At 67.3% G+C, this 22858-nt stretch carries 22 protein-coding genes and 1 pseudogene; 11 read left to right on the forward strand and 12 right to left on the reverse strand.

Annotated elements, in window-relative coordinates; genetic code table 11:
• Nucleotides 1–61 precede the first annotated feature (61 nt).
• Nucleotides 62–1048, forward strand: coding sequence for a 4-hydroxy-tetrahydrodipicolinate synthase (gene dapA, locus F4554_RS17370; protein ID WP_202889327.1), 987 nt, complete (start codon nt 62–64; stop codon nt 1046–1048).
• On the opposite strand, the gene F4554_RS17375 is transcribed toward dapA, so the two are convergent.
• A complete protein-coding gene (locus tag F4554_RS17375) occupies nt 1009–2310 on the reverse strand; it encodes a hypothetical protein (RefSeq protein WP_179788528.1) in 1302 nt (433 codons plus the stop codon). The genes dapA and F4554_RS17375 overlap by 40 nt on opposite strands.
• A 177-nt stretch (nt 2311–2487) precedes the next feature.
• Between F4554_RS17375 and F4554_RS17380 the strand changes: the two genes are divergently transcribed.
• Nucleotides 2488–2706, forward strand: coding sequence for a hypothetical protein (locus F4554_RS17380; RefSeq protein WP_179788530.1), 219 nt, complete (start codon nt 2488–2490; stop codon nt 2704–2706).
• A gap of 111 nt (nt 2707–2817) precedes the next feature.
• The gene (locus F4554_RS17385; RefSeq protein ID WP_179788532.1) at nt 2818–3102 is read left to right on the forward strand and encodes a hypothetical protein; all 285 of its coding nucleotides are present in this window, start codon (nt 2818–2820) and stop codon (nt 3100–3102) included.
• A gap of 5 nt (nt 3103–3107) precedes the next feature.
• Here F4554_RS17385 and F4554_RS17390 read toward each other — a convergent pair whose 3' ends face one another.
• Nucleotides 3108–3560, reverse strand: a complete 453-nt coding sequence (locus F4554_RS17390) for a DUF3224 domain-containing protein (protein WP_179788534.1) — start codon at nt 3558–3560, stop codon at nt 3108–3110.
• A gap of 16 nt (nt 3561–3576) precedes the next feature.
• Nucleotides 3577–4020 carry an alpha/beta fold hydrolase gene (locus F4554_RS17395; RefSeq protein ID WP_179788536.1) on the reverse strand — a complete coding sequence of 148 codons (444 nt, stop codon included), beginning with the start codon at nt 4018–4020 and terminating at the stop codon, nt 3577–3579.
• A 136-nt stretch (nt 4021–4156) separates the two neighbouring features.
• Here F4554_RS17395 and F4554_RS17400 point away from each other — a divergent pair, with 136 nt between their 5' ends.
• Both F4554_RS17400 and F4554_RS17405 read left to right on the forward strand, forming a co-directional pair.
• The gene (locus tag F4554_RS17400; protein WP_179788538.1) at nt 4157–4666 is read left to right on the forward strand and encodes a nuclear transport factor 2 family protein; all 510 of its coding nucleotides are present in this window, start codon (nt 4157–4159) and stop codon (nt 4664–4666) included.
• A 68-nt stretch (nt 4667–4734) separates the two neighbouring features.
• Nucleotides 4735–5832, forward strand: coding sequence for a sialidase family protein (locus F4554_RS17405; protein ID WP_202889328.1), 1098 nt, complete (start codon nt 4735–4737; stop codon nt 5830–5832).
• 29 nt (nt 5833–5861) lie between these two features.
• Here F4554_RS17405 and F4554_RS17410 read toward each other — a convergent pair whose 3' ends face one another.
• A complete protein-coding gene (locus F4554_RS17410) occupies nt 5862–7172 on the reverse strand; it encodes a cytochrome P450 family protein (RefSeq protein ID WP_179788540.1) in 1311 nt (436 codons plus the stop codon).
• Between the two features lie 210 nt (nt 7173–7382).
• Here F4554_RS17410 and F4554_RS17415 point away from each other — a divergent pair, with 210 nt between their 5' ends.
• Both F4554_RS17415 and F4554_RS17420 read left to right on the forward strand, forming a co-directional pair.
• On the forward strand, nt 7383–8168 hold the full coding sequence (locus F4554_RS17415) for an alpha/beta fold hydrolase (RefSeq protein WP_179788542.1): 786 nt from the start codon (nt 7383–7385) through the stop codon (nt 8166–8168).
• Nucleotides 8165–9631 carry an NAD(P)-binding domain-containing protein gene (locus tag F4554_RS17420; RefSeq protein ID WP_179788544.1) on the forward strand — a complete coding sequence of 489 codons (1467 nt, stop codon included), beginning with the start codon at nt 8165–8167 and terminating at the stop codon, nt 9629–9631. Before F4554_RS17415 ends, F4554_RS17420 begins: the two co-directional genes overlap by 4 nt.
• Before the next feature lie 89 nt (nt 9632–9720).
• Here F4554_RS17420 and F4554_RS17425 read toward each other — a convergent pair whose 3' ends face one another.
• The 6 genes from F4554_RS17425 to F4554_RS17450 form a co-directional block, all read right to left on the reverse strand.
• Entirely contained in the window at nt 9721–10380 is a 660-nt protein-coding gene (locus F4554_RS17425; RefSeq protein WP_179788546.1) for a VldE C-terminal domain-containing protein, read from the reverse strand.
• A 295-nt stretch (nt 10381–10675) separates the two neighbouring features.
• Nucleotides 10676–11398 carry a class I SAM-dependent methyltransferase gene (locus tag F4554_RS17430; RefSeq protein WP_179788548.1) on the reverse strand — a complete coding sequence of 241 codons (723 nt, stop codon included), beginning with the start codon at nt 11396–11398 and terminating at the stop codon, nt 10676–10678.
• A 45-nt stretch (nt 11399–11443) separates the two neighbouring features.
• Nucleotides 11444–12583, reverse strand: a complete 1140-nt coding sequence (locus F4554_RS17435) for a glycosyltransferase family protein (RefSeq protein ID WP_179788549.1) — start codon at nt 12581–12583, stop codon at nt 11444–11446.
• Nucleotides 12580–13545: a glycosyltransferase gene (locus F4554_RS17440; RefSeq protein ID WP_179788550.1), complete on the reverse strand. Its 966-nt coding sequence runs from the start codon at nt 13543–13545 to the stop codon at nt 12580–12582. Before F4554_RS17440 ends, F4554_RS17435 begins: the two co-directional genes overlap by 4 nt.
• Nucleotides 13542–14615, reverse strand: a complete 1074-nt coding sequence (locus tag F4554_RS17445) for a glycosyltransferase family 4 protein (RefSeq protein WP_179788551.1) — start codon at nt 14613–14615, stop codon at nt 13542–13544. The genes F4554_RS17440 and F4554_RS17445 overlap by 4 nt, the downstream gene beginning before the upstream one ends.
• Nucleotides 14616–16373 carry an O-antigen ligase family protein gene (locus F4554_RS17450; RefSeq protein WP_238341323.1) on the reverse strand — a complete coding sequence of 586 codons (1758 nt, stop codon included), beginning with the start codon at nt 16371–16373 and terminating at the stop codon, nt 14616–14618.
• A gap of 100 nt (nt 16374–16473) precedes the next feature.
• On the opposite strand from F4554_RS17450, the gene F4554_RS34030 reads away from it, so the two are divergent.
• Nucleotides 16474–17007: a methyltransferase domain-containing protein gene (locus F4554_RS34030; protein WP_476495314.1), complete on the forward strand. Its 534-nt coding sequence runs from the start codon at nt 16474–16476 to the stop codon at nt 17005–17007.
• 72 nt (nt 17008–17079) lie between these two features.
• Here F4554_RS34030 and F4554_RS34035 read toward each other — a convergent pair.
• Both F4554_RS34035 and F4554_RS17470 read right to left on the reverse strand, forming a co-directional pair.
• A pseudogene (locus F4554_RS34035) lies at nt 17080–18138 on the reverse strand (glycosyltransferase); the annotation flags it as partial.
• Nucleotides 18139–18151: 13 nt separating this feature from the next.
• Nucleotides 18152–19162 carry an NAD-dependent epimerase/dehydratase family protein gene (locus F4554_RS17470; RefSeq protein WP_179788555.1) on the reverse strand — a complete coding sequence of 337 codons (1011 nt, stop codon included), beginning with the start codon at nt 19160–19162 and terminating at the stop codon, nt 18152–18154.
• 265 nt (nt 19163–19427) lie between these two features.
• Here F4554_RS17470 and F4554_RS17475 point away from each other — a divergent pair, with 265 nt between their 5' ends.
• From F4554_RS17475 to F4554_RS17485, 3 genes are all read left to right on the forward strand, one after another.
• Entirely contained in the window at nt 19428–20414 is a 987-nt protein-coding gene (locus F4554_RS17475) for a glycosyltransferase family protein (RefSeq protein WP_179788556.1), read from the forward strand.
• Nucleotides 20411–21943: an oligosaccharide flippase family protein gene (locus F4554_RS17480; RefSeq protein ID WP_179788557.1), complete on the forward strand. Its 1533-nt coding sequence runs from the start codon at nt 20411–20413 to the stop codon at nt 21941–21943. Before F4554_RS17475 ends, F4554_RS17480 begins: the two co-directional genes overlap by 4 nt.
• 158 nt (nt 21944–22101) lie before the next feature.
• On the forward strand, nt 22102–22773 hold the full coding sequence (locus F4554_RS17485) for a hypothetical protein (protein ID WP_179788558.1): 672 nt from the start codon (nt 22102–22104) through the stop codon (nt 22771–22773).
• The last annotated feature ends 85 nt before the right edge of the window (nt 22774–22858 follow it).

Raw genomic sequence — 22858 nt, forward strand, 5'->3', positions numbered from 1 at the left:
AAGCAATACCGGCAAGAAAGCATCGCTGGACCACCGGGATCAGCCGGGACAGGATCGGATCATGAACGACACGATGCTGCCTGCCGACCTGCTCTTCGGCTCCAACGTCGCCGCCATGGTGACCCCGATGCAGCCCGGCGGCACGGTCAGCGAACCCGGAGTGGCGAAGCTCGTCGACCACCTGCTGTCCACGGGATGCGACGGCATCGTCGTCGGCGGAACCACCGGGGAGTCGCCCACCCTGACCGACGTCGAGACTGCCCGGCTCGTCCGCGTCGTGGCTGCCCGGTCGGGGAGCCGAGCCCGGGTGATCGCCGGTGTCGGCACCTACGACACGGCGGCCACGATTCGACGGGCACGCGAAGCCGAGGCTGCCGGGGCGGACGCGCTGCTGCTCGTCTGTCCCTACTACTCCAGGCCGACCCAGGCAGGGGTGGTGGCTCACTGTGTTGCGGTGGCCGACGCCACCGAGCTACCCGTGATGCTCTACGACGTTCCCGCGCGCACCGGCATCGCCATGGAGGCGTCGACGCTGACCGAACTCGCCGCACACCCTCGGATCCGAGCGGTCAAGGACGCCAAGGGCGACCTCTTCGAAGCGATGTCCGTCATGGCCAGTACGCCGCTCGCCTACTACTGCGGCATCGACGAGCTCAGCCTGCCCTACCTCGCGAGCGGTGCCATCGGCGTGGTCAGCGTGGTGGGCAACCTCGTCGCCGACCGCAACGCCGAACTCCTACGAGCGGTTCGATGCGGTGATCTCGAACTGGCGAGGACGATCCAGGGTGAGCTGATTCCCCTGGTGGACGCCATCATGCGCACATCCCAGGGAGCCATCATGGCCAAGGCCGCCCTGGCCGAGCTCGGGATCATCCCGCACGCGACGGTGCGCCTACCGCTGGCCGAGTCGCCGCCGCCGCACCTTCGGCGGCTCACCGACGCGCTGGCAACCATCGCGGTGGCGGCGCATCCTCGTTCGCGGCCGCCGGCGTCGACGACCCCGTCAGTTCACCGGCCGGCCGTCGACGGACCGCTCGCACCGACGTAGCGGCCACGACGTTGCCGGCCTGCCCTGCGCGCCGGCCCCGTCGGCAACAGAAGCAACGGCTCGTCACCTTCGACTCGCAGGGCAATGACTGCGCCGTCACCCGGCAGGCCGAAGAGGGTGGCCGGCCCCGGCTCGTCGTCGTCGGGCAGGTCGTCGTCGGGCAGGTCATCGTCGCGCAGGTCATCGTGTCCGGCTTCGAGCGCCTCCACCGGCACCGCGAACAGGGGACGGCTCATGCTCTCGTCGTCCGCCGCGTACACCACGGCATGCTGAACCCAGCGCTGCCGGAACATGAGGAAGTGATCGCGGTCCGGATCTACCCATACGGCCAATGCCGGCACCGGTCCGCTCGCGAGAGCGGCCAGCCGCCGGCGCCACGCCAGGGTTGTGACCACCAACGTCGTTCCAAGCAAGGCGAAACCGGCGGCAAGCATGTACCAGCCGGTCGGATCGAACGGCTCGGCGGCCAGACGTGCCCAGGATCCATCGACGAGAACCTGCACCGCCGAGCCGACCGGATACCCGCTCGCGTCGAAGGTCTCCAGCTTCCGCACCCCTGCACCGGGCGGCCTGAGCCGCACCCTCAGTGCGTAGCCGTCGTCGAGATGGGCGAGCACGGCGCCGGGTACCCGCGTCGCCTGACGTACATGGGCGTTCTCTGTCGCCTGCCAGTGCAGTGTGTAGGCCACGAGGCCGGCCGCAGCGGCCAGCGCCGCGAACCCGGCCAGCAGCCGGAGGGTCCTCCGGTCCCACGCGGGCGCCGGAACCGGCGGCAAGGCCATGGTCGACGCCAGCGGTGCCACGATCTCGAGCTGGCGAACACGCCCGGACCGCCTCCGCCACAACGTGGCCAGGGTCCACGCCGCTGCCGGTACGACGAGCCAGAGCACCCACGACGCGGCCCCACCGACGATGCTGCCCGGGCTCACCACCGACACCACCACGACCACAGGAGTGGTGATCCAGGCGACCTCGGGAACCCACACCAGCCAGCCGATGTGCGCCAACGCCGCCGCAACCACGACCGCGCCGAGCACGTCGTCCCGGTCGATCATGCACGGTGCCGCCTCGCTGCAGCCACCGCTCGTGTCGGTCGCCACGAACAACGCCACCATCACTGCCCAGCCGACGGCGGACAACCTCGGATCGGACCAGCGCGCCGGCCGCGCACGCAGCCAGTCCATCGTCGCCGCGCGGTTCCAGGCCCGAGTCGGAATGCCGCCGGCGTTCACGGCGTCCGCACTCCCCCAGATCCCGGCCACGGCGCATGTTAACGCGGCCAGGCCCGTTCAGCCGATCAGAACTCCAGTCTGTCGTCGACCGTACGGGCGAAGGCGATGCGGTCCTGGTCAGCCCGGCGCCGCCGGCTTCCGCCGAACGAGGAACCTGGTTGCCGCACCAGGCGTTCTCCAGACGTCGAACCGACAGAGGAGGGCATTGTGGCGACATCGCTGCTCGACCGGATCCTGCAGTTCTTCCGAAGTCCGCGGGGCAAGAAGCTCGCCGCGAACGCGCAGACGAGGGCGCAGCAGCTGGCCAAGGACCCGCGGACCCAACAGGCAGTCAAGAAGGCGCAGGACCGGCTGCAGACGGCCGCCAGCGACCCACGCACCCAGGCCAAGATCCGATCGTTCGTGTCGAAGCTCAACAAGCGCTGACCGAACTGCCCAACACGCGGCCGGTTCTGTCATACATGACGCGCGGCCGGTCGGTTGCCGTTAGCGTCGGACCTTCGGGAACAATCGGCATCGCGTGAAGGGGTGTGCACGATGTGGGTACGCACCGCTGACGGTGAGCTCGTCAACCTCGACCACGCACGCAGGGTCCGCATCGACAGGCACCGCGCAAATCGTTGCGATGTCGTGGCGTGGTTCGGCGTGGAGCTCGGCAACGCCATCAAGATCGCCGAGGGGGTTCCCGAATCCGCCGCGAAGGCGCTGATGACGGCGCTGCAGACTCAGGTGCTGAACGCCGCCGAAGTCACCCAGTCCGGTGAGGTTCGCATGCCCGGTGCCCGGTCCGACGGCGATGGTGCGACGCGGCCGCGTCAGTGATCCACTCAGTCCTCGAACCAGTAGGTGAGGCAGTCGGTCGCCGTCCCGTAGTTGTCGCCGGTGGCTGACGGGTTCGGTTCGGCGGTGAAGACCCCGTGGCCACGCAGACCTACGAGGTCGCCGGTGGCGGAGTTCGGGACGACCTGCCAGTGCCCGTGGACGATGCCGCCGACGGAGCCGCCCTGGGCGGTGAGGGCGAAGGTGCCGGCACGACCGTCGAGGGTTCCGGTGAATCGTTCGACGCCGGTGAAGGTGTCGTCGCCGCCGGGGCCCACGACGCGCACGTGGTCTGCAACGCCGGTGCCGCGAAGGCTGCCGGAGAACTCCTCGTGCAGCAGGGTGGAGATCAGCGTGATGTGACTGTCGTCGGGCTCGCTGATCACGGTGCGGTCGTAGCCGGTCACGGTCACGGTGCTCTGTCCGCTCGCCTGCCGGTGTGGTCGTCGGTGGGGTGCCATCTCGTCTCCTTACGTGTCATGGCCGGATCGTTGTCAGCGCAGAGCGGCACGAATCGGCGAGTCTGCGTGCCGCCCGGTACGGCGGTGAGCCGGCAGCGGCCGGATCCGCCAGGAAAGTGATCGGTATCCCGGCGAGGCCAAGCGTCCGGGACACCCTTGCGAGGTCAGGCGACGTACCGACGAGCGCGGGGATCTCGATCAGCCCGGCGGCGTCGTCCGCCTGCTCGGCGACGCTCGTGGCATGCCAGTCGGCCGGGCGTGGGCTGGCACCGTTGCCGCGTCGGTCGTAGGTGACGGTGAGGAACTCGTCGGCGAGCAGGTTCGCGACCTCGGCGAAGTGGCTACTGTCCACGGTCCCGCCCGGGATGAAGAGCAAGGCGGGGCCATTACCTCGCAGCTCGTAGTAGAGCCGTGCGGACCCGATGATGGCATGGCCGGTCGTGACGGCGGCAGCGCTCATATCGATGACATTTGTTACCACGACCGCGGCATGTCAACGTGAGGTGGAACACCAGCCGATGGTGTCACGTCGGCCGCATGCGAAGCGTCTTTGTAGTGGGGGTACCAGGCGGTACAGGACAACGGACCAGCATGGGTTGCCAGGAGCCACGGTGCGAACAGAATCGAACGACTCGCTCATCGATCGGTACTTCGAGATCGTCCGGACGGACGCCTACGAGCGCTTCGGCGACATCATCACCGACGACTGCGCGTTCACGCTCATGCCGATCGGTCACACGTTCAGGGGGCGAGCTGATGTCATGGGATTCGTCATGTCGGCCGGTGGCGCGCGCAAACATGACGACCGGTCCGACGTTCACATAACCAACTGGTTCACCACCGGCGAGCACCTGTGCGTCGAATACGAGCACCAGCTCATCATTCGTCTCCTCCGTCGCCGCACCACGATCGACGGCTACTGCCTGGTCTTCCACATTCGCGACGGTAGGTTCGACGAGATCCGCGAGTACATCAACCCTTCAGGTGTCGCCATGGGGATCCTGACGACGTACGTCCTGCGGATACTCCCGCTTGCCGCAAGAATCAGGGCGCGTCTCTCTCGTTCTGCCGAGGCCGACCGGGGAGCGACTACCGGCGGCTCATGAGTATGGCCGCGGCGGACCTCGGCAGAATCCGGAGTACCGATAGAACCCTTACGAGAGGCCCGACGACAGTGACCCGCGTCCTGCCCACGTTCCGAACCACCGTCTACGACCAACCCGGCAGGTTCGCGGGCTGGCCCGCGAACTACGGCATGTGGGCCTTCGGGGACGAGGTGGTGGTCGTCTTCCTCCTCGGCCACATCGGCCCGCTCAAGGGTGTGCACGCACGTGACACCGCCCGGCCGTTCGTTCCGGTGGTCGCCCGTAGCCTCGACGGTGGTGTGACCTGGGTGCTGGAGGAGTTCACCGGCGTACGCCCGGGAGCAGCCACGCTCTCCGGAGACGAGCACCAGGACGAGCCGCTCAAGGCCGAGCCCCGCCTCAGACCCGAGGACTTCGCCGCCCTCGACGAACCCATCGACTTCACCGATCCCGAGTGTCTGGTGTTGTGTGCTCGTACGGGACTGCTGGCCGGCTCGCGCAGTTGGTTCTACGTCAGCCGCGACCGGGCCAGGTCGTGGTCCGGGCCGCATGAGCTGCCCTCGTTCGACCAGCCCGGTATCTCCGCCCGGACCGACCTCGTCACCCTGGGGCCTCGGAAGGCGCTGTGGCTGCTGACCGCGTCCAAGAGCGACGGCTCGGAAGGACGCGTGTTCGCCGCCCACACCGCCGACGGTGGCCGAAGCTTCACCCGTCGCGGCTACCTCGGCGACGAGCCGGCGGGCATGTCGATCATGCCGTCCTCGGTCCTCGCCGACGACGGCAGCCTGCTCACAGCGGTGCGGTGCCATGGGCCCCGGGACGGCCGGAACGAGTACTGGATCGACCTGTACCGATCCGCCGACGAAGGAACCACCTGGGAGCACGTTGCTCGCCCGGTCGGTGACACCGGCACGGCCGGCAACCCACCGGCGCTACGGCGGGTCGGCGGCCGTCTGGTGTGCATCTACGGTTTCCGTGGCCGGCCCAGCGGACTGCGGTACGTCACCAGTGGCGACGAGGGCCGCTCCTGGTCCGAGCCCATCACCGTCACCAGCGACACGCCGATGCGGGACATGGGTTATCCCCGGGCGGTCGTGATGGGTGACGGCTCCGTCCTGGCCTGCTTCTACAACAACCGTGGCGACGAGTCGGAGCGGTTCATCGAAGCCGTCCGGTGGCGTCCCTGAGCGAACGCGAACTCGCGCCCCGAGTGCGGTCAGAAGATCCGTACGGGGAGGTGTTCCACGCCTCGGATCAGGGTGCTCTGCCGCCACCGCACCTCGTGCGGCTCCAACGCCAGCGACAGGTTGGGGAAGCGGGTCAGGATCCGGGTGAACGCCACCTCGGCCTCCAGCCGGGCCAGTGGCGCGCCCACGCAGTAGTGGATCCCGTGGCCGAACCCCAGGTGTCCGCTGCTGCGGCGAGTCACGTCGAGCCGGCCCGCGTCCGGGAACCGGTGCTCGTCGTGGTTGGCCGAGGCCAGCGACACCAGGACGATCTGGCCGCGGGGAATCTCCACGTCACCGACTCGCACCGGCTCGGAGGTGAACCGTGTCGTGGCGAGGTTGAGCGGCCCGTCGTAGCGCAGGAGTTCCTCGATCGCCCCGCCCATCAGGGAGAGGTCGGCCCGTAGGCGGTCGAGCTGGCCGGGGTTGCGCAGCAGGGCGAGCATGCCGTTCCCGATCAGGTTCACGGTCGTCTCGTGGCCGGCGAGCAGCAGCAGGAACGCCATCGCGATCAGCTCGTTCTCCTCCAGCCGGTCGCCGTCGTCACGCGCCTGCACCAGGCCGGTCAGCAGGTCCTCACCGGGGTTGGCACGCTTGGCCGCGATCAGCTGACGGAGGTAGCCCGCCATGGCGTACGACGCGGTGCGGTCGGAGTCCTCGCCGCCGTCGGTCATCACCACCGTGCACCAGCCGCGGAAGTCGGCACGGTCGTTCTGGGGTACGCCGAGCAGTTCGCAGATCACCGTCATCGGCAGCGGGGACGCGAACGCGTCGATGAGGTCGACCGGTTCACCGTCCGCACCGCGCCTGGCCATCTCGTCCAGTAGTTCCTCGGTGATCGCCTCGACCCGGGGGCGCAGCGCCTCGACCCGGCGGGAGGTGAACGCCTTGTTGACGAGCTTGCGCAACCGGGTGTGGTCGGGCGGGTCCGAACTCAGCATGTGTGCCTGCAGCGCTTCGACGAAGGCCGAGTCGAACTCGCCGATCTGTTCGGGGTCCAGGTACTGCCTGAGCGCCACCCGGTCGTTCTTGAGCAGGCGGGGATCGGCCAGCGCGGCACGGGCCTCGTCGTACCTGGTCACGATCCAGGCCTGCCAGCCTTTGGCCTCGGGGAGTACGACCTTGCGGACCGGCCCCTCCTCACGCAGCGCGGCGTAGACCGCCTGCGGATCCTGGAAGAAGCCGGCGTCCAGCGGCAGCGGCACGCTGCTCGCCCTCGTGGTCGCGCCTGTGCTCGTTCCCGCGGTTGGCTCCATGGTGGACTCGGTGGCCGGTGGTCCGGTCACCTCTGCGTCCGGCATGTCAGTCCCCCTCGGGTGCCCGGCATCACCCCGGCCTGCCCGGCGGTCCGCGGTAACTGCCGAGTTCCCTCAGGATGAGCACCTCAACCCCTGCCGTCCACCCAGGCCGTGTCTCATCCCGGATGCTTCCCGACCACCATCGCGCCCGTCTCCCATCCCGTGGCGAATAATGGGAAATCGTCGGGGCACGAACCGGATCGGAGCGCGGACATGGTGACTCTGGCCTACGACCGGCAGGGCAGCGGCCCGCCGCTGGTGCTGCTGCACGGACTGGGCCATCGTCGGCAGGGCTGGGATCCCGTGGTTCCGCTGCTCGCCGACAGGCACGAGGTTGTCACGGTCGACCTGCCGGGGTTCGGCGCGTCGCCGGCCTGCAGCGGTGCACGCTGGCGCGAGGACCTCTCCGCTGCCGTCGCCGCGTTCTTCGACGACCTCGGCCTCGACCGCCCGCACGTCGCGGGCAACAGCCTCGGTGGTGCGCTCGCCCTGGAGCTCGCCGTCGCAGGCCAGGTGGCATCCGCGACCGCCTTGGCGCCGGCCGGTTTCTGGGGCACCTGGGAACGCCGCTGGGCGCTCGGGCTGCTCCACACCGTTCGTTCGGCCGCCTTCCTGCCTGCCCCGGTGCTGCGCGCCGCGGCCCGCTCGGCCCGGGTCCGCGCGCTGGCCTACGGCCTGTTGGTCGGACGCCCCGACCGGCTCACGGCCGAGTTGGTCCTCGCGGACGCGCTCGCCATGCGGTCCGGCGTGGCTTTCCGGGCCGTCGCGCGGCACGGACGCGAGTACGCCCTGCGCGGCACGCCGCAGTGTCCCGTGACGGTGGGGTGGGGCACCCGCGACCGACTGCTTCTCCACCGCCAGGCTGCCCGGGCCCGGGCGCTGCTGCCCGATGCCTGGCACGTCGACCTGCCGGGGTGCGGCCACTCGCCGATGAACGACGATCCTGCGCTGGTGGCGTCGGTCATCTGCCGGACGACGGGGACGGAGGCTCGGCGGTGACGGCCACGCCGGAGATCGTCATCGTCGGCGCGGGGTTCGGCGGCATCGGCATGGCGATCCAGCTGAAGAGGGCCGGCCTGGACTCCTTCGTCGTACTCGAGAAGGACGACGACCTCGGCGGCACCTGGCGGGCCAACGGCTATCCCGGCTGCGCCTGCGACGTCCCCTCCCACCTGTACTCCTACTCCTTCGCGCTCAACCCCGACTGGTCGCGGATGTTCTCCCCGCGCGAGGAGATCTGGGACTACCTGCGCTCGTGCGTGCGGACCTACGGCCTCGCACCGCACCTTCGCTACGGCGTCCGCGTCGCGTCGATGCAGTGGGACGACTGCGGCGGGCGCTGGCGAGTCGAGACGGCCGACGGTGAGGTGCTCACGCCGCGGGTGGTGGTGTCGGCGATCGGGGCACTGCACGTACCCAACTATCCCGACGTGCCGGGCCGCGACAGGTTCGTGGGGCGGCAGTTCCACTCCTCCGAATGGGACTCGAGCTACGACCTGACGGGCAAGCGGGTGGCGGTGATCGGCACCGGTGCCAGCGCCGTGCAGTTCGTCCCGCGGATCGCGGAGCGGGTGGCCCGGCTGCACGTCTTCCAGCGCACGCCTGCGTGGATCCATCCCCGGCCCGACGCCGAGATCCCGCCCGACCGGCGCCGGCTGTTCCGGTCGACACCGCTTGCGATGCGGGCCTTCCGGGCCTCGATCTACCTCGCGCTGGAGCTTCGCGGGCTCGGGTTCGCCGTGGGCCCGGGGCTGATGGGTCCCCTGGAGAACGCCGCCCGACGGCACCTGCGACGGCAGGTCACCGATCCTGAACTGCGGTCCCGGCTGACGCCCGAGTACACCATCGGCTGCAAGCGGATCCTGCTGTCGTCCGACTACTATCCGGCACTCGCCCGCCCGAACGTCGAGCTCGTCACCTACGACATCGCCGAGATCACCGAGCACGGCATCACCACCCGCGACGGCACGTCCCACGACGTCGACGCCATCGTCTACGGCACCGGCTTCCGCGTCACCTCGGCGCTGCTCGACCAGAAGATCGTCGGCCGCGCCGGCCTGACCCTGCAGGACGCCTGGGCCGACGGCGTGACCGCCTACCACGGCATCACGGTCGCGGAATTCCCCAACCTGTTCATGCTCCTCGGCCCCAACACCGGCCTCGCGCACACGTCCGTGGTGTTCATGATCGAGACACAGGTCAGACACGTCATGAGCTGCCTGCGGATGCTGCGCCGAAGCCGCGCCGAGGTCGTCGAGGTCGAGGCGGGAGCACAACGACGGTTCGCCGGGATGGTCCGGCGCCGCCTCGACCGGGCGGTGTGGAGTACCGGCGGCTGCACGAGCTGGTACCTCGACGAACACGGCGTCAACCGCACACTCTGGCCGGGTTTCACGTTCGAGTACTGGGCCCGCACCCGGCGCGCCAGACGGTCCGACTACCGCCTCAGCCGAGCGGACTGAGCCGGGGTCCGATCGCGCCGGCGTATGCCGAACGAGCAACCTGGGACAGACCCTGGGTCCCGCATCTGGCGTTCTCCAGGCGGCAGGGACTACTGCAGCGTCCACCAGGTCGTGCGACGGAGTGCACCGGCCCAGCTGAAGCTGAGGTGGAAGTGGTTCGTGTGCGGGTTCGGCGTCCCGGAGTACGGCAGCCACCCCTCGTTGGGCCGGTAGGCGCGCCACATCTTGCGGTCCCAGATCGCGTACATGATTCCCAGTCGGCGGGCCATGGCGTGCCGGTTGCCGTGGCTGTCCGGTCGCAGCAGCCACCAGAAGAAGTCGTTGGCGGCCTTTCGGGACGTACGCGAGTACGCGTTGAACGCCACGTCCAGAGCACGGCCCTCGGCGTGCTCGCTGACGCCGCCGGTGCACGGGTGCCCGATGCTCCAGGCACGGCTTCCGTACGTACGGAAGATGAGGTTCCTCACGTCGACGACGCCGGGCTTCGCCGTCGGGGCACACCTCGTCCCCCCGACGTAGGCTGCGTAGGCGTCGATTCTCGCCGGGAACGACGGCGTGGGCGGCATCGTCCGTGCCCACTGGACGAGTTCCAGGCCCAGGTCCTCGCTGTCGACGACGGGCACCTCGTCCTCTTGTTTGTGTCGTGCGGCGGCCGCGTAGGTCAACGGTGCGGCAACCGCTCCCAACACCACGGCGCTGACCAGATCCCTGCGCGTAGGCCGGATCCGCCGATTACTCGATTCGCTCATGGTCCCAAGCTGACCGCATGGGCAGTGTTCGGAGGAGATGGCCGAAGCCTCATACGGCGACTCCGGTTGGCCTTACGGACTCCTCACACAAGGCCCGACTGCTCGGGACCAACCTTGCGTGAGCCGTGAATGTCGTGCAGGTCTCACGCTCAGGAATGTGGGATGCGTTCCCTGTCTTTCATCGGACACTGGTGCCGTCGAGATACGTAGGACCTTGCCGCACGCATGGGACCTGTCGTCAGCCCGTCATTGCGTGAGTCAATGGGGCGCGCACAATATGTCGCACCCATTGCACTCACCGTGGGCTGGTCCCCTCGTAGGCCATGGTCTCGAACGTCGCCATCGCCTCGTCGGCAACATGCTTGCCATGCGACTCGATCCCCCTCAGCTCCGCATGCTCGGATTCACCTGGCGAGCACCGCTTGATGTCCGCGAATCCTGCCCGCAGCAGCGCCATTTCCATGAGTTTTCCATCGTAGAGGAACTGGTGACCCCAGTTGCGAAACGCGTTGTTGATCACGAACGAGGGGTCGTACACGCCGACATGGGGAAGGAACCTGTCAGTGATCCACTGCACGTATTTCTCGCCGAGAGCGCTTTGGTCGCGGTTGTAGAGCCCGAGGAGAACTTCAAGGTCCGGAGTAGCCATCCTGACCACGCCACCGGGCTTCAGGACGCGTCGGACCTCACTCAGCATGAACAAACCACCGTCCCAGGAGATGTGTTCGATCATGTGCTCGCTGTAGACAACGTCGAACACTGCATCGCCAAATGGAAACGCCTTGCTCGCATCGAGGTACACCGAGCCGTCGAAGCCCGGAGAGATATCCGTACTCAGCCAGCCGTCAAGGGAAGTGCGGCCCGCGCCGATCTGGAGCTTCTTCCTTCCTTCGGTGGCCAGGTAGTTCTCGATGATCCGCCTCCGTCGGACCAGCGCCGGCGTCCTCAGCACCTTTCTCGAGTCATGCACCAGCCCGACGATCGCATCGGACTGTCTCAGAGTCTGTCGAAGATTCATCTCCATCCACTTTCGGAAGAGTCGGAGTACGGCGTCGTGAACCTGTTACGGCTGTGGAGCACTCGCGCTGTTGTCGAGTAGTGCATCCAGTGGTCGTAGCGTGTCATCCCATCTCAACTTCTCCGCCTGTGCGTATGCCTCATCACTGACTCGCTGCCACGAAACAGGATCCGCGTGCCGCGCCACGACCTCGGCAAAGGAGCTCTCGTCGTAGCGCAGCGAGCCGGCCAGCGCCTCGGCGCTTCGACGCCAGGTCGGCACGAGGACAGGAAGGCCGGCAGCCAGATAGTCCAGATGCTTCGCGGAGAACCCGTCGCGACGCAGCGGGTCGTCGATGCAGGTGATCAGCCCGAACTGGTACTCCCGCAGCACACCTGGAGACGCATATCCCCGATACCGGAGTCCGAGCGCGGGGTCCGGCGGCGGTCCTCCATAGACATCAAGGTACGGATAGCTCCGGGACAGCCTCGACAGCAACGGCAGATTGATGAATCGCGAGCTAAGGGAGCCGAAGTAGACGACCCGTGCCGGGCTGGCGGGTCGTGCGCGGATCGCTGCCGGCGAACACCCCCAGTTGAGCGTGGCGAGATTGCTCTCAGAGATTCGGTAGCGTTCCCGCACGTAATCCGCATAGGACTCCCAATGAAAGCTGAGATGGTCCACACTCTTGAACACGTCGATTTCGAGTTGGCGCAAACGAGTGTGCTGTCGGCGGGTCAGCCGCCCCTCGTAGAGGAGTTCATCGGCCCAAGGCGTAGGACAGTCGTACATGGTCCTGACACTCGCCGCATCAAGCAGCAGGCCACTGTCGTAGGGTGTCTCGCAGATCACCAGGTCGACGTCGTCCAACGCCAGACTCGACCGGAGGATGCGGCGGCGCAACCAGAAGTCCGCCCGCAACAGGTGATACGACAGCCGGCGTCGCGCAACGGCCACCGGCCTTGCGAGCTTGCCGATCACCTCAATTGCGTAGAGCGCGACGTGGTATGGCTTTGGACGTGGCAGCCATACTGCGAGGCCTGTGGCCGGCCCGTCAGCGGACCGGCTGAGCCGATACGTGTCGACCAGACGGACCTCGTGTCCGCGGGCCGTGAGATACCGCTGGATCTCGATCGGTTTCACACTGTTACCGAAGCCATCGAGCTGGCAGACGATGACGACACGCTTACGTCCTCGTGTCGTCATGAGGTGCGTGTCCTGCCGGTCGCAGGGTGGCCGGCGCTGGGCATGGGGCGGCCGAGACCGAGTACGAATTGCAGATACGAGTTGCTCACGCGGCCCAGCCGCGCGAGATCACCGAACTGCCTCCTCACAGCAGCTCGGATCAGCCTCCCCGGCAACTCCACAGCGAGGGTGAAGAAGATCAGCACATACGCCTGCCAGGCCGGCCAGTGCTGAAACGCATACAGCGATCGGCTGCGTAGTGAGTGGTACAGCGCCAGATCGCCGGAGCGCTTCGCACTGACGTTGCCGATGTGCTCGAACCTCGCGTCCACGAGCAGGTACGAGCCGAAGCCCAGCAGCTTTGCCCTTCTGCTCAGATCCACCTCTTCGTAGTAGAGGAAGTAGCGTTCGTCGAAGCCGCCCAGTCGGTCGAACAGCGCTCGCCGGATGAGAAAGAAGGCGCCGATGACCTGGTCCACGGGTCCGCTACGGCGCAGCGCCTCCGGGGGAAGATGACGCGCCCACCGGCGCACGACACGTCCGAGTCCGACGACACTTGCCATGACGTTCGTGAGCGTCGGGAATCGGGAAGCGCAGATTCCGGGGGTGCCGTCACGGTTCACCATCAGCGCGCCGCAGATGCCGTACGCGAGACTTTCACTGCTGTCGAGGAACCTTACTGCTCGCCGAGTCGTGTCGTCACTCAGGACGGTGTCCGGGTTGAGGAAGAGGAGATAGTCCGACGTACAGAGGTTTGCTCCTTGGTTACAGGCTGCGGCGAAGCCCACGTTCTGCTGGTTCACCACCAGCCTCACCCAGTCCGGAAGGCCCTCGGCCGAACCATCGCTCGAAGCATTGTCGATGACGATCACGTCTCCGGCCGGACCCCGTTGGGGCGGCTCGGCGAGTGAGTCGATGCATGCGCGAAGGCAGTCGCCGCTGTTCCAGTTCACGATGACGACATCGACGAGGGGTTCGCTCACCGGCTCTCCCCCACCCACGCGGCGGTGCGATCTCGTCCGAACTCCGTCGCCTGCTGCCACCGATCGAGCCAAGCATCGTACGAATACTGCTCGGCCACCTGTGCGACCGCATGGCTTCCCACCCTCGCCCGCTCGCTGTCCAACCCTTCGATGAGCCAGCAGAGAGCGTCAGTCCAATCCTGCAACGAGTTCGCGGCGAAGAAGCCGAGCGAGGCCAGGACGGTCCCGTTGGCACCAACAGGACTACCGACTGCCGGGACGCCGGCAGCCGCGTACTGGAGCAGCTTGTAACCACACTTGCCCCGGCTGTACGGGTCGTCGTGCAGGGGCATGAGACCGACGTCGATCCCGGCCAGAACTGCATGTTGAGTTCGCTCGGTCCAGGGCACGCGGTCGACTATCCGCTCGAGCGACCCCAGCGTGGACCGACTCGTTCCGACGAGAGTGAGCCTTGCGCCAGATCGGCGGTGCACCTCCCAAAGCGCCGGCGCGACTGCCAGCAGCATCGGCTCGTTGTCGGCGGAGCCGATCCAGCCCAGACGAGGTGGATCGGACAGGCCGTACGACTGCTTGGTTGCGTAGTCCTCGACAGCGACGCAGCTTGGAATCACCACGACGTCCCTGGCGTGCTGAACCGCCCACTCGGCAAGGATGTCGTTACCGGCGATGACTCGATCCGCACGGCGAACGGCCGCAAGGGCCTTCGGAGCCTTGGGAACCAGCCTGCGCCAAGGAGTGTTGCCTCCGAAGTCGCAGTGGAGAGCGTCATCGAAGTCGTAGACACCGAATGCCGCGCTCGTCAGTAGTGCAGCCTCCAGACCGCCTCGGCTCAGTGGTGACGCCTCGCGATGCAACAGGAGGCGATCTGGACGCTGCCTCGCCAGCCGCCGAAGAGTGCGCTCCGCGGAGAGCACGTGGCCCGGATGGCGCAGGAGCTGGCGCGGAGCCGCATTGTGGCGTCCAAGGTAGCTGTGCACCTCGACCGGTTCGGCGAACCGATCCAGCCAGGAATGGACACGCACCCGCGAGCTTCCTGCGCCGCGGCCGTACGGCGTCACGGCGTGCCGCATCTACGACATCACCTCCGCTGCGTGTTGCGGCGCTTCCCGTCGCTGCCTGGGAATGGAGGACCGGAGCAGTCCGGCGAGCATCCCGAGGAGAAGGTAGAAGATCACTCGGAGCACGGTGCCCTCGAAGCTGGACTCGAACGTGAAACTGATCACCTCGGCCAGTACGCCGAAACCGACAGCGCCGGCGAGTGGATGCAGGCCGCGACGGCGGAGGAAGAAGAACGGCAGGCTGAGAACAGCCAGACCGACAAGTAGCCCCAGCAGCACGCCGTAGTACAGGACCTGCTGAACGTACGTGTTGTGCACGTCGACGACCAGCGACGTGTCGCCCCTGGGCGCGACACCCGCGCCATATCCCAGGAGTGGACGAGCCACGATCTTCTCGAATGCGGCGCGGTACAGCTCTGCTCTCAGGAGGATGTTGGCCGCTGACAACCGACCGGCGAAGAACTCGTGCGTGGCCGGGTTCAACAGGTAGAGCGCGACCGGGGCAGCGGCCAGAGCCAGAGTGCCCGTGACCACCTTGCCGATCAAGGGCTTCAGACGGCCGCGAAATGGACGGTGAGACAGAAGAAGACAGACGATGCCCGCGATCAGGGACGCCACCATGGCTCCGCGGGAGAAGGTGCAGACAACTGCCGTCGCCGCGACCAAGCCGGTGAACGTTGTGAGACGGTCTCGCCGGGTGTGCCCGAAGTACAGCAACACGGGGACGAGGATGACAAGAACGGCGGCGAGGTTGTTCGAGCGGCCGAGTAGCGGGTGGGAGAGCCGAGTGTAGTACGAGAGGTAGTCACCGGACGTGGGAGAAAGCCCAGGCTCGTACGGCGCGAATCCGGGCACGTGCAGCAGGAGAAACACGGCGGGCAAGGTCACGAGCCAGACGTATCGGCGGAGGAACACCACGATCCGCGCGGCAGAAAGGCCCGCCAGCTCCCGGGTCACGAAGAGGTAGGCGACGAACGCCTCCAGGAAGTTCACGGTCGTACGCAAGGTCACGATTCGATCCTCGCTCCACACCAGGGACAGCGCGGAGGCCAGCGCCGGAAAGGCGAGGAGGAGGGCAAGGGGCGGATAACCCAGGTTGAGACCGCGGTGTTTCAGGTCGAGCACGAGTGTGATCAGACCGACCATGAGCATCAGGTCGAGAATGGAAACCGACCTGACGACCGGAAAAGAGGCCGGGAACCAGACCGGGAAGCGGAAGGGCATGGCAGCTGCCAACAGCACCAACATGACCAGTACACGGGGCCGCCGGTCAGGCCGACCCAAGAACGGGCTCCGGTGTTCTGGCCGAACACACGTGCCACGCGCGATCAACGCGGTGGTCAGAGCGCGCATTTGTGGGGAATAGACGGTTGCAAAGGGTACTGACCAGGCAGAGGCACGACGCGTCGACCGGTAGGAAGGAGGACACGTGGCGCTGGCGACGCTGAGCCGTGTGCGACCGCTGTTGGTATGCCCCCGGTGTCGATCCGCAGTTGCTGCCGACGGTGCGGCGTTCCGCTGCACGGCCATCGGTTGTCCGTACGCCGAGGTCGGCAGTTTCCCCATCGTCGGCGACTGGCCGGTCCTGGTGGATTTCGAGCGCAGCGTGCTGTCTCGCGACGAGGTCTCGGCCTGGGCGGGCACGTCCGGCCGCGCCCGCCGCGAGCTGCACCGCTCACGCGTCGGCGCGATCCCGCCGGCGGTACGACGCATCTGGAAGCCGGTCAACCGCATCGCCGAGAAGAACATCGCGAAGCTGATCGGACTCATGCCGGATGACTGCCGCCGGGTCCTAGTCATCGGCGGGGGCACCCTTGGTAACGGGGTCGACGCCCTCTACCGATCCGCTCCCGATGTCGAGCTCATCGGAATGGATCTCTACGCGAGCGATCTCACGGTCGTCGTGGCCGACGGGCATGCCCTGCCGCTCGCCGACGGGTGCATCGATGCCGTCATCACTCAGGCCGTCCTCGAGCACGTCCTCGATCCCGGTCAGGTGGTGGCCGAGATCCACCGCGTGTTGCGCGACGACGGCCTCGTCTACGCCGAGACGCCCTTCCTCCAGCACGTTCATGCCGGCGCCTACGACTTCACCCGCTTCACCGCCAGCGGCCACAGGTATCTGTTCCGACGGTTCGAGCAGATCGATGCCGGACCGGTCGCCGGGCCGGGGACCCAGTTGCTCTGGAGCGTCGACCACCTCGCCCGAGGCCTGGCTCGATCGCAGGATGCCGGCCGCATCGTGCGGGCGCTCTTCTTCTGGCTGCGGTTCCTGGACCGGATGGTGCCGCGCAGGTACGCCAACGACTGCGCATCCGGGGTGTTCTTCCTGGGCCGGCGTTCTGAGATCGAGCTCACGCCCCGTGAGATCGTCGACTACTACCCCGGTGCGCAGCGTGGCTGACTCACTCCGTTCCCCCAGCAACTCGCCGTAGGCGTCGACCAGCCGGCCGAACACAGCCGACTCCCGATACGTGGACTCGGCAAGTGCCCGGGCAGCCGCGGACATCTCGCGGTACCGACGATCCGGCAGGTTGCTCATCGCCCGTAGTGCGTGTGCCAGCCGATCCGGACGACCAGGCGGTACCAGGAACCCGGTGACTCCGTCCTCGACCAGCTCGCGACACCCGCGTACAGCGGTCGCCACGGCCGGACGACCGGCGGCGAACCCCTCGATGAGAGAGCGTGGGACGCCTTCGCGGTAGCTGGGCAGGACCACCGCGTCGCTGCTGGCCATCAGACTCTGCATCTGCGCCTTGGCGACCATGCCCACGAAGGTCACGCGACCTGCGAGTGGGTCGCGAGAAGCGCGATCCCGGATCACCTTCTCGACACCATCGCGGTCCGTGAGCAGTTCGGCGCCGGCGACCGTGAGATGCACATCCGGCACCGCGGCGAGGGCGTCGAACAGGTCGAGGACGCCCTTCTCCTTGATCAGCCTCCCGACGAACAGCAACCGGAAGGGACGTGATGGTGCCTGCCGGGGCGGGATGGTGAACCACTCGTCCTCCACCCCGTTTCCCAGGTAGCGCAACCGAGTTCGATATCCCCGGGCGCAGGTCTGGGCAAGGTCCTCCGTCGACTGGAAGAGCAGCATGTCGGTACGAGGTGCGAGCATCCGCTCCACCCGTTCGAGGACGCGATCGCGCCATCCGCGCACGTCCCACACGTGCGCGAAACCATGCACCGTGTACACGACCCGGGTGGACCGCGGTATGAGCCCCCGCGGCATCATCCGGGTAGGTAGGGCCGCCGCCGGTGCGTGCAGGTGCAGGAGATCGGGCTGCAGGTCGCGGAGAATTCGTGCCAGCCGTACGCAGGCCGCGGCCATCGGCACCGGGTGTGGAGAACGCGGAAACGAGAGTTTCACCGGCTGGAATGCCGCGAGACTCCGATCGAAATCCGATCCGTCGGGTGCGCACGCGAGCCTCGCGTCGAATCCGAGCGTGCGTAGCTCGGACAGCTGGGGTACGAGCAGTTTCGTCGCCGTGTATTCCACCGCGGCGACGTGGAGGACAAGTGGCGCCCGTCTCATGTCGCGGCCGTCCTCACCCCGTGCCCGCCGGTGCCCGCGACATGGACAGTCGCCCTCTGCCGAGGGATCCCGCTCTGCCCATGCCGGATGCCGCCAACTGCCACTCGACCTGGTTGGTGAGTCCGCTTGCCAGATCGACGAGCGGGCGCCAGTCGAGCAGCCGAGCCGCCTCGCTGCAGTCCGCACGGGTGTTGCCGACGTCTCCCGCACAGGCTTCGCTTCGCTTGATGGCAAGTGGCCGATCCATGATGTCGGCGAGCTTGTCGAGGAGCATGTTCACCGACTCGTGTGAGCCGCCCGCGACGTTCAGGACGGTGCCCGGCCGGACCGGCTTCCACGCAGCCAGGACATTCGCACGCACCACGTCATCGACGTGGGTGAAGTCGCGCGCCTGCTCGCCCGTGCCGTACAGGTGGATGTCGCGGCCCTCGATGGCGGCCCGGACGAACCGGTGTATCGCCATGTCGGGACGCTGTCGAGGTCCGTAGACGGTGAAGTACCTGAGTGCCACCGTCGGGAGATCCCAGTTCTCGGCATACGCGCCGCAGAGATGCTCCGCGGCCAGTTTCGTCACACCGTAGGGACTGAACGGACGTGGCAGGTTCGCTTCGGACGTGGGATACGACTCGGCATTGCCGTACACGGACGAACTCGACGCGTACACGAACCTCCTGATGTCCGCGCGCCGGGACCATTCGAGCAGCCGATGCGTCGCGACGACGTTGTGGTCCACGTACGCGGCGAAGTCCTCCCCCCAGGATGTCCGCACTCCGGGTTGGCCCGCCTGGTGCAGCACCACATCGGTCGTCGCGACCAGATCCGAAAGGTCGGCATAGCGCAGGTCGGCCTCGACGAACGTGAACTTCTCGCTCCGCAGCAGCCGCCGAAGGTTTCTTTCCTTTGTGGCGCGAGAGTAGTAGTCCGTGAAGCAGTCCACACCGACAACGGTCGTCGCGGGCGCCAGCAGTGCCTCAGCTACGTGGCTTCCGAGGAAGCCCGCCACTCCCGTTACCAGATATCGCACTTTCCCCCCTCGTCCGCATCCGCGTTTCGTCCTACCGCGCCGGAAGATCATGCAAACCGAGGCGCCGGTACGGCCGAAGAAGTGACGATTTCATCACGGTGTCGTGGCCGGACCGGTCGAGGAAAGTCTTCTAATCCTTCGTGCGCAGGGCAATTTGTCGACCCGACGTCCGGCAAGCATTCGCCATGACGTCCATCACCTGGAATAGGCCCGGCGTTAACAGGGAAACAGCCAGTGCGTGGAGTTACCGACCAGAAAACGTGCAATGCGTTCATGTGGGTTCTACTGTGTAGCCAACGCGCCGCACTTTCCGGGTGCCGTCGCACTGCTGAACTCGCTGCGACTGCTCGGCCACCACGAGCCGTTCACGTTGGTCGATGCGGGTCTCACCGATGATCAGCGGGATCTCCTTTCCGGACACGTCGAGCTACTCTCCGCACCGGCCGACGTCCCGCCGGTGCATCTCGCGCCGTACGGCCCACGGCTGCGCCCTGCCGATGTTCAGGTCGTACTCGACGCGGACGTCATCGCCGTCCGACCGCTGACGGACCTCATCGATGCCGCCACGGCCGGTTGCCTCGTTGGTTTCGTGAACGACCCGCCGAACCACGACCGGTTCTTTCCGGAGTGGGCGGACGTACTCGGACTCGGATCGATGCGGCAACGTGCCTACCTCAATGCGGGGCAGTTCGTGATTCCTGGATCACTCAACGCCCGGGTGCTGGGTCACTGGATCGACGGCCAGGAGACGGTGGGCATGCGGGGGACGCGATACGGCAGGAAGGCGCGGCTGTCCGACCCTTTCTACTTCGCCGACCAGGACGTCGTGAACGCCCTCCTGAGCGCCACCCTGGACGACGACGAGTTGGACATCCGCGAGCATCGCCTGGCCCCGCATCCACCGTTCAGGGGGCTTCGGCTGATCGACAGCAACGCACTGGCGTGTGCGTATCCCGATAGGACCCGGCCGTATTTCCTCCATCACACGATGGGCAAGCCCTGGCTTCAGGCCACCAGGCGAACCATCTACTCCACGCTTCTGTCGCGGCTGTTGCTCGCGCCGGATGTGACGGTCCGGCTCGACCCTCGGCAGGTACCGCTGCGCCTGCGACCGGGCCGGCTGGGGTCGGTCGACCTGCGTCGTGCGGACATACAAGCCCGGCTGAAGGCGGACGCGCGTCGGCGACTGGGCACCTTCGGGATCCGCACGCGGCTGGCCGACCGACGGCGTCCCTTCGGGGTTCAACCGTGACCACCGCGCAGCGTCCGGACGCGGCACACGCCCAGGACGCGGAGAACGCGGAGGATGGGCTCGCCCAGGACGGGTTGAAGCAGCGCGCGCTGGCCGGGCTGTTCGTCGTCGGTTCCCGCGGACTTGCGATCATGCTGGTCGGTTTCGTGGGCCAGGTGGTGTTGGCCCGGCAGCTGATGCCGACAGACTTCGGCGCGGTGGCCGTCGGGCTGGCGTTCGTGACCTTCGTGAATCTGTTCGCCGACGGCGGGCTTGGCGCCGGACTCATCCGGCGCCCTGAGCCACCGGACCGTGCCGACCTTGGTGCCCTGACCGGGTTGCAGGTCTCCGTGGCGACTGCGCTCGCACTCGGAGTTGCCGGGATCGCGCCGTTGTTCGGGCGAACCGGATGGGTCACCGCAGTGGTGGTTGCCTCCACGCCGTTCCTGGCATTGCAGATCCCGGGCCGGATCGTGCTCGAGCGTGCCTTGGCCTATCGCCGACTGGCGATCATCGAACTGAGCCAGGTGATCGTGTTCAACCTGTGGGCGATCGCTTGGGTCCTGGCCGGCGCCGGCGTGTGGGGAATGGCCAGCGCCGCGCCGGTACGGGCTGTGGTCGGCGTGGCCGCGATGGCGTGGGCGAGCCCGGTCGGGGTCCCGTCGCCTCGGTTCGCATGGCGGCGTGTGCGAGGTCTGATGTCCTTCGGGATCCGCTTCCAAGCGGTGACCGCCGCCCAGCTTGTGCGCGATCAGGGACTCAACACCGCCATCGCGGCGCTGGCGACCGTATCGACCCTGGGTTTGGTGGCCGTTGCGAGAAGGCTGCTCGAGGTGCCGTACCTCCTCCTCGGCGCCACGTTCCGTGTCTCGTTCCCGACCATGTCGCAACTGCTCGCCCGGAAGGCTGATCCCGCACCGCTCATAGAGCGCGCGGTCGGTGTGACCACCGTTGGCAGTGGGCTGGTTCTCACCGGGTTGGCCGCCTCCGCACCGGGTCTGGTCCCAGGCCTGTTCGGTGTGCAGTGGCGCGACGCCGCCACCATCCTCCCAGCCGCCTGCCTGGGGCTTTGCGTAGGCGGGTCGGTGTCGGTCGCCACCCAGGGATACCTGTACGCGGTCGGCGATGCGGCGGTCGTCCTGCGAGCCTGCGTCCTCCAGACGCTCGTGCAGTTCCTGGTCGTCCTCGTGGCGTTGCCGTGGATCGGTGTCGTGGCCGTGGGGTTGGGCTGGCTTGCCTCGAACCTCGTCGAGGCAGTGGTCCTGGGTCGAGCCACGGCTGCCCGGACACACGTCCGACTTGCCGGTCGGCTCGCCGCCCCGGTGAGCGCGGGCATCGTGGCGGGCGCGGCAGGTTGGCTCACCACTCGGGCACTGGGGTCGGATCTCGTCGCGGGACTGGTCGGCGGCGCGCTGGCAACAGCTGCGTACCTCGTCCTGGTGCTCGTTCTGAACCGGCGCCTGGTTGCCGAGACCGTCCACCTGGCGCTGTCCTCGGCGCGGGCAGTCTGGGGCGGCGGCACCGAAGATGTACGCGCGGGGGTGGCATGACCTTGGTCAACCGCATCGTCGTCTTCCGATTCGACCGGAATCCGCTCATCTGCCGCTCCCGAGTGGCCCTGCTACGCGCTCTCAACCCCGGGCTCCAGGTGCACGGCCTGTATGGCGGAGGACGTGGAACTCGTCAACGTCTGTTTCGGTTCGGATCATTGCCTCTACTGGGGCTGGACAGCCTGTACGCCTCTCCTCGCGAAGGACGATGGAACTGGAAACACGGCGACCTCGCCGTGGCAGCGTGGTATCGCGAGGTTGGCCGGCACCTGGACTTCGACGTGGCACATCTCGTCGAGTGGGATCTGCTGCTCCTCGACAGCCTGGATCAGGTGTACGCCGACGTGCCACCTGACGCCGTCGCACTCACCTGCCTGACGCCGGTGGCGCAGTTGCTCGGGTCCTGGGAATGGCTGCGCACGCCCGAGGGACTTCGAGAATGGGAGTCGCTGCTCTCATACGCTCGACGGACCTGGAATTACCAGGACGAGCCGCTCGGCTGTATCGGCTGCGGGCCCGCGTTTTCACGTGCGTTCCTCGATGCCTACGCTCGGCTGGATCCACCTGAGCTCTGTCACGACGAGCTTCGGCTGCCTCTTGCGGCGCAGTCCCTGGGGTTTCCCCTGGTCGACACCGGCTTCCGTCGCGGCTGGGACGATCCGGTCGAGGACAGGTACTTCGCCGCCAACGCCACTCCGATCCAGCACGAGACCATCACCGACGAGTTGCAGCGGCCCGGTGGGCGACGGGCCTTCCACCCGGTACGACACGCGTTCCGGTGTCCTGCTCAACCGATGAACCCCTCGCCATCTGGAGCTCACCATCGTTGAGAACGCGGTCCGTACACCGGCCCAGGCCAGGCGGTCGCCACGGGTTCGATCCGTGGTCGAACGTGCCGTCAACCGGCTGCTTCGC

Source organism: Actinopolymorpha rutila (assembly GCF_013407855.1).
GTDB classification, from domain to species: Bacteria; Actinomycetota; Actinomycetes; order Propionibacteriales; family Actinopolymorphaceae; genus Actinopolymorpha; species Actinopolymorpha rutila.

What these genes read in the sequence shown, in the direction of transcription:
- dapA (WP_202889327.1), top strand. Translation starts at nt 62, where the DNA reads ATGAACGACACGATGCTGCCTGCCGACCTGCTCTTCGGCTCCAACGTC.
- F4554_RS17385 (WP_179788532.1), top strand. Translation starts at nt 2,818, where the DNA reads ATGTGGGTACGCACCGCTGACGGTGAGCTCGTCAACCTCGACCACGCA.
- F4554_RS17390 (WP_179788534.1), bottom strand. Translation starts at nt 3,560, where the DNA reads ATGGCACCCCACCGACGACCACACCGGCAGGCGAGCGGACAGAGCACC.
- F4554_RS17395 (WP_179788536.1), bottom strand. Translation starts at nt 4,020, where the DNA reads ATGAGCGCTGCCGCCGTCACGACCGGCCATGCCATCATCGGGTCCGCA.
- F4554_RS17410 (WP_179788540.1), bottom strand. Translation starts at nt 7,172, where the DNA reads ATGCCGGACGCAGAGGTGACCGGACCACCGGCCACCGAGTCCACCATG.
- F4554_RS17415 (WP_179788542.1), top strand. Translation starts at nt 7,383, where the DNA reads ATGGTGACTCTGGCCTACGACCGGCAGGGCAGCGGCCCGCCGCTGGTG.
- F4554_RS17425 (WP_179788546.1), bottom strand. Translation starts at nt 10,380, where the DNA reads ATGAGCGAATCGAGTAATCGGCGGATCCGGCCTACGCGCAGGGATCTG.
- F4554_RS17430 (WP_179788548.1), bottom strand. Translation starts at nt 11,398, where the DNA reads ATGAATCTTCGACAGACTCTGAGACAGTCCGATGCGATCGTCGGGCTG.
- F4554_RS17435 (WP_179788549.1), bottom strand. Translation starts at nt 12,583, where the DNA reads ATGACGACACGAGGACGTAAGCGTGTCGTCATCGTCTGCCAGCTCGAT.
- F4554_RS17445 (WP_179788551.1), bottom strand. Translation starts at nt 14,615, where the DNA reads ATGCGGCACGCCGTGACGCCGTACGGCCGCGGCGCAGGAAGCTCGCGG.
- F4554_RS17450 (WP_238341323.1), bottom strand. Translation starts at nt 16,373, where the DNA reads ATGAGTCCGATCAGCTTCGCGATGTTCTTCTCGGCGATGCGGTTGACC.
- F4554_RS34030 (WP_476495314.1), top strand. Translation starts at nt 16,474, where the DNA reads ATGGATCTCTACGCGAGCGATCTCACGGTCGTCGTGGCCGACGGGCAT.
- F4554_RS17475 (WP_179788556.1), top strand. Translation starts at nt 19,428, where the DNA reads ATGCGTTCATGTGGGTTCTACTGTGTAGCCAACGCGCCGCACTTTCCG.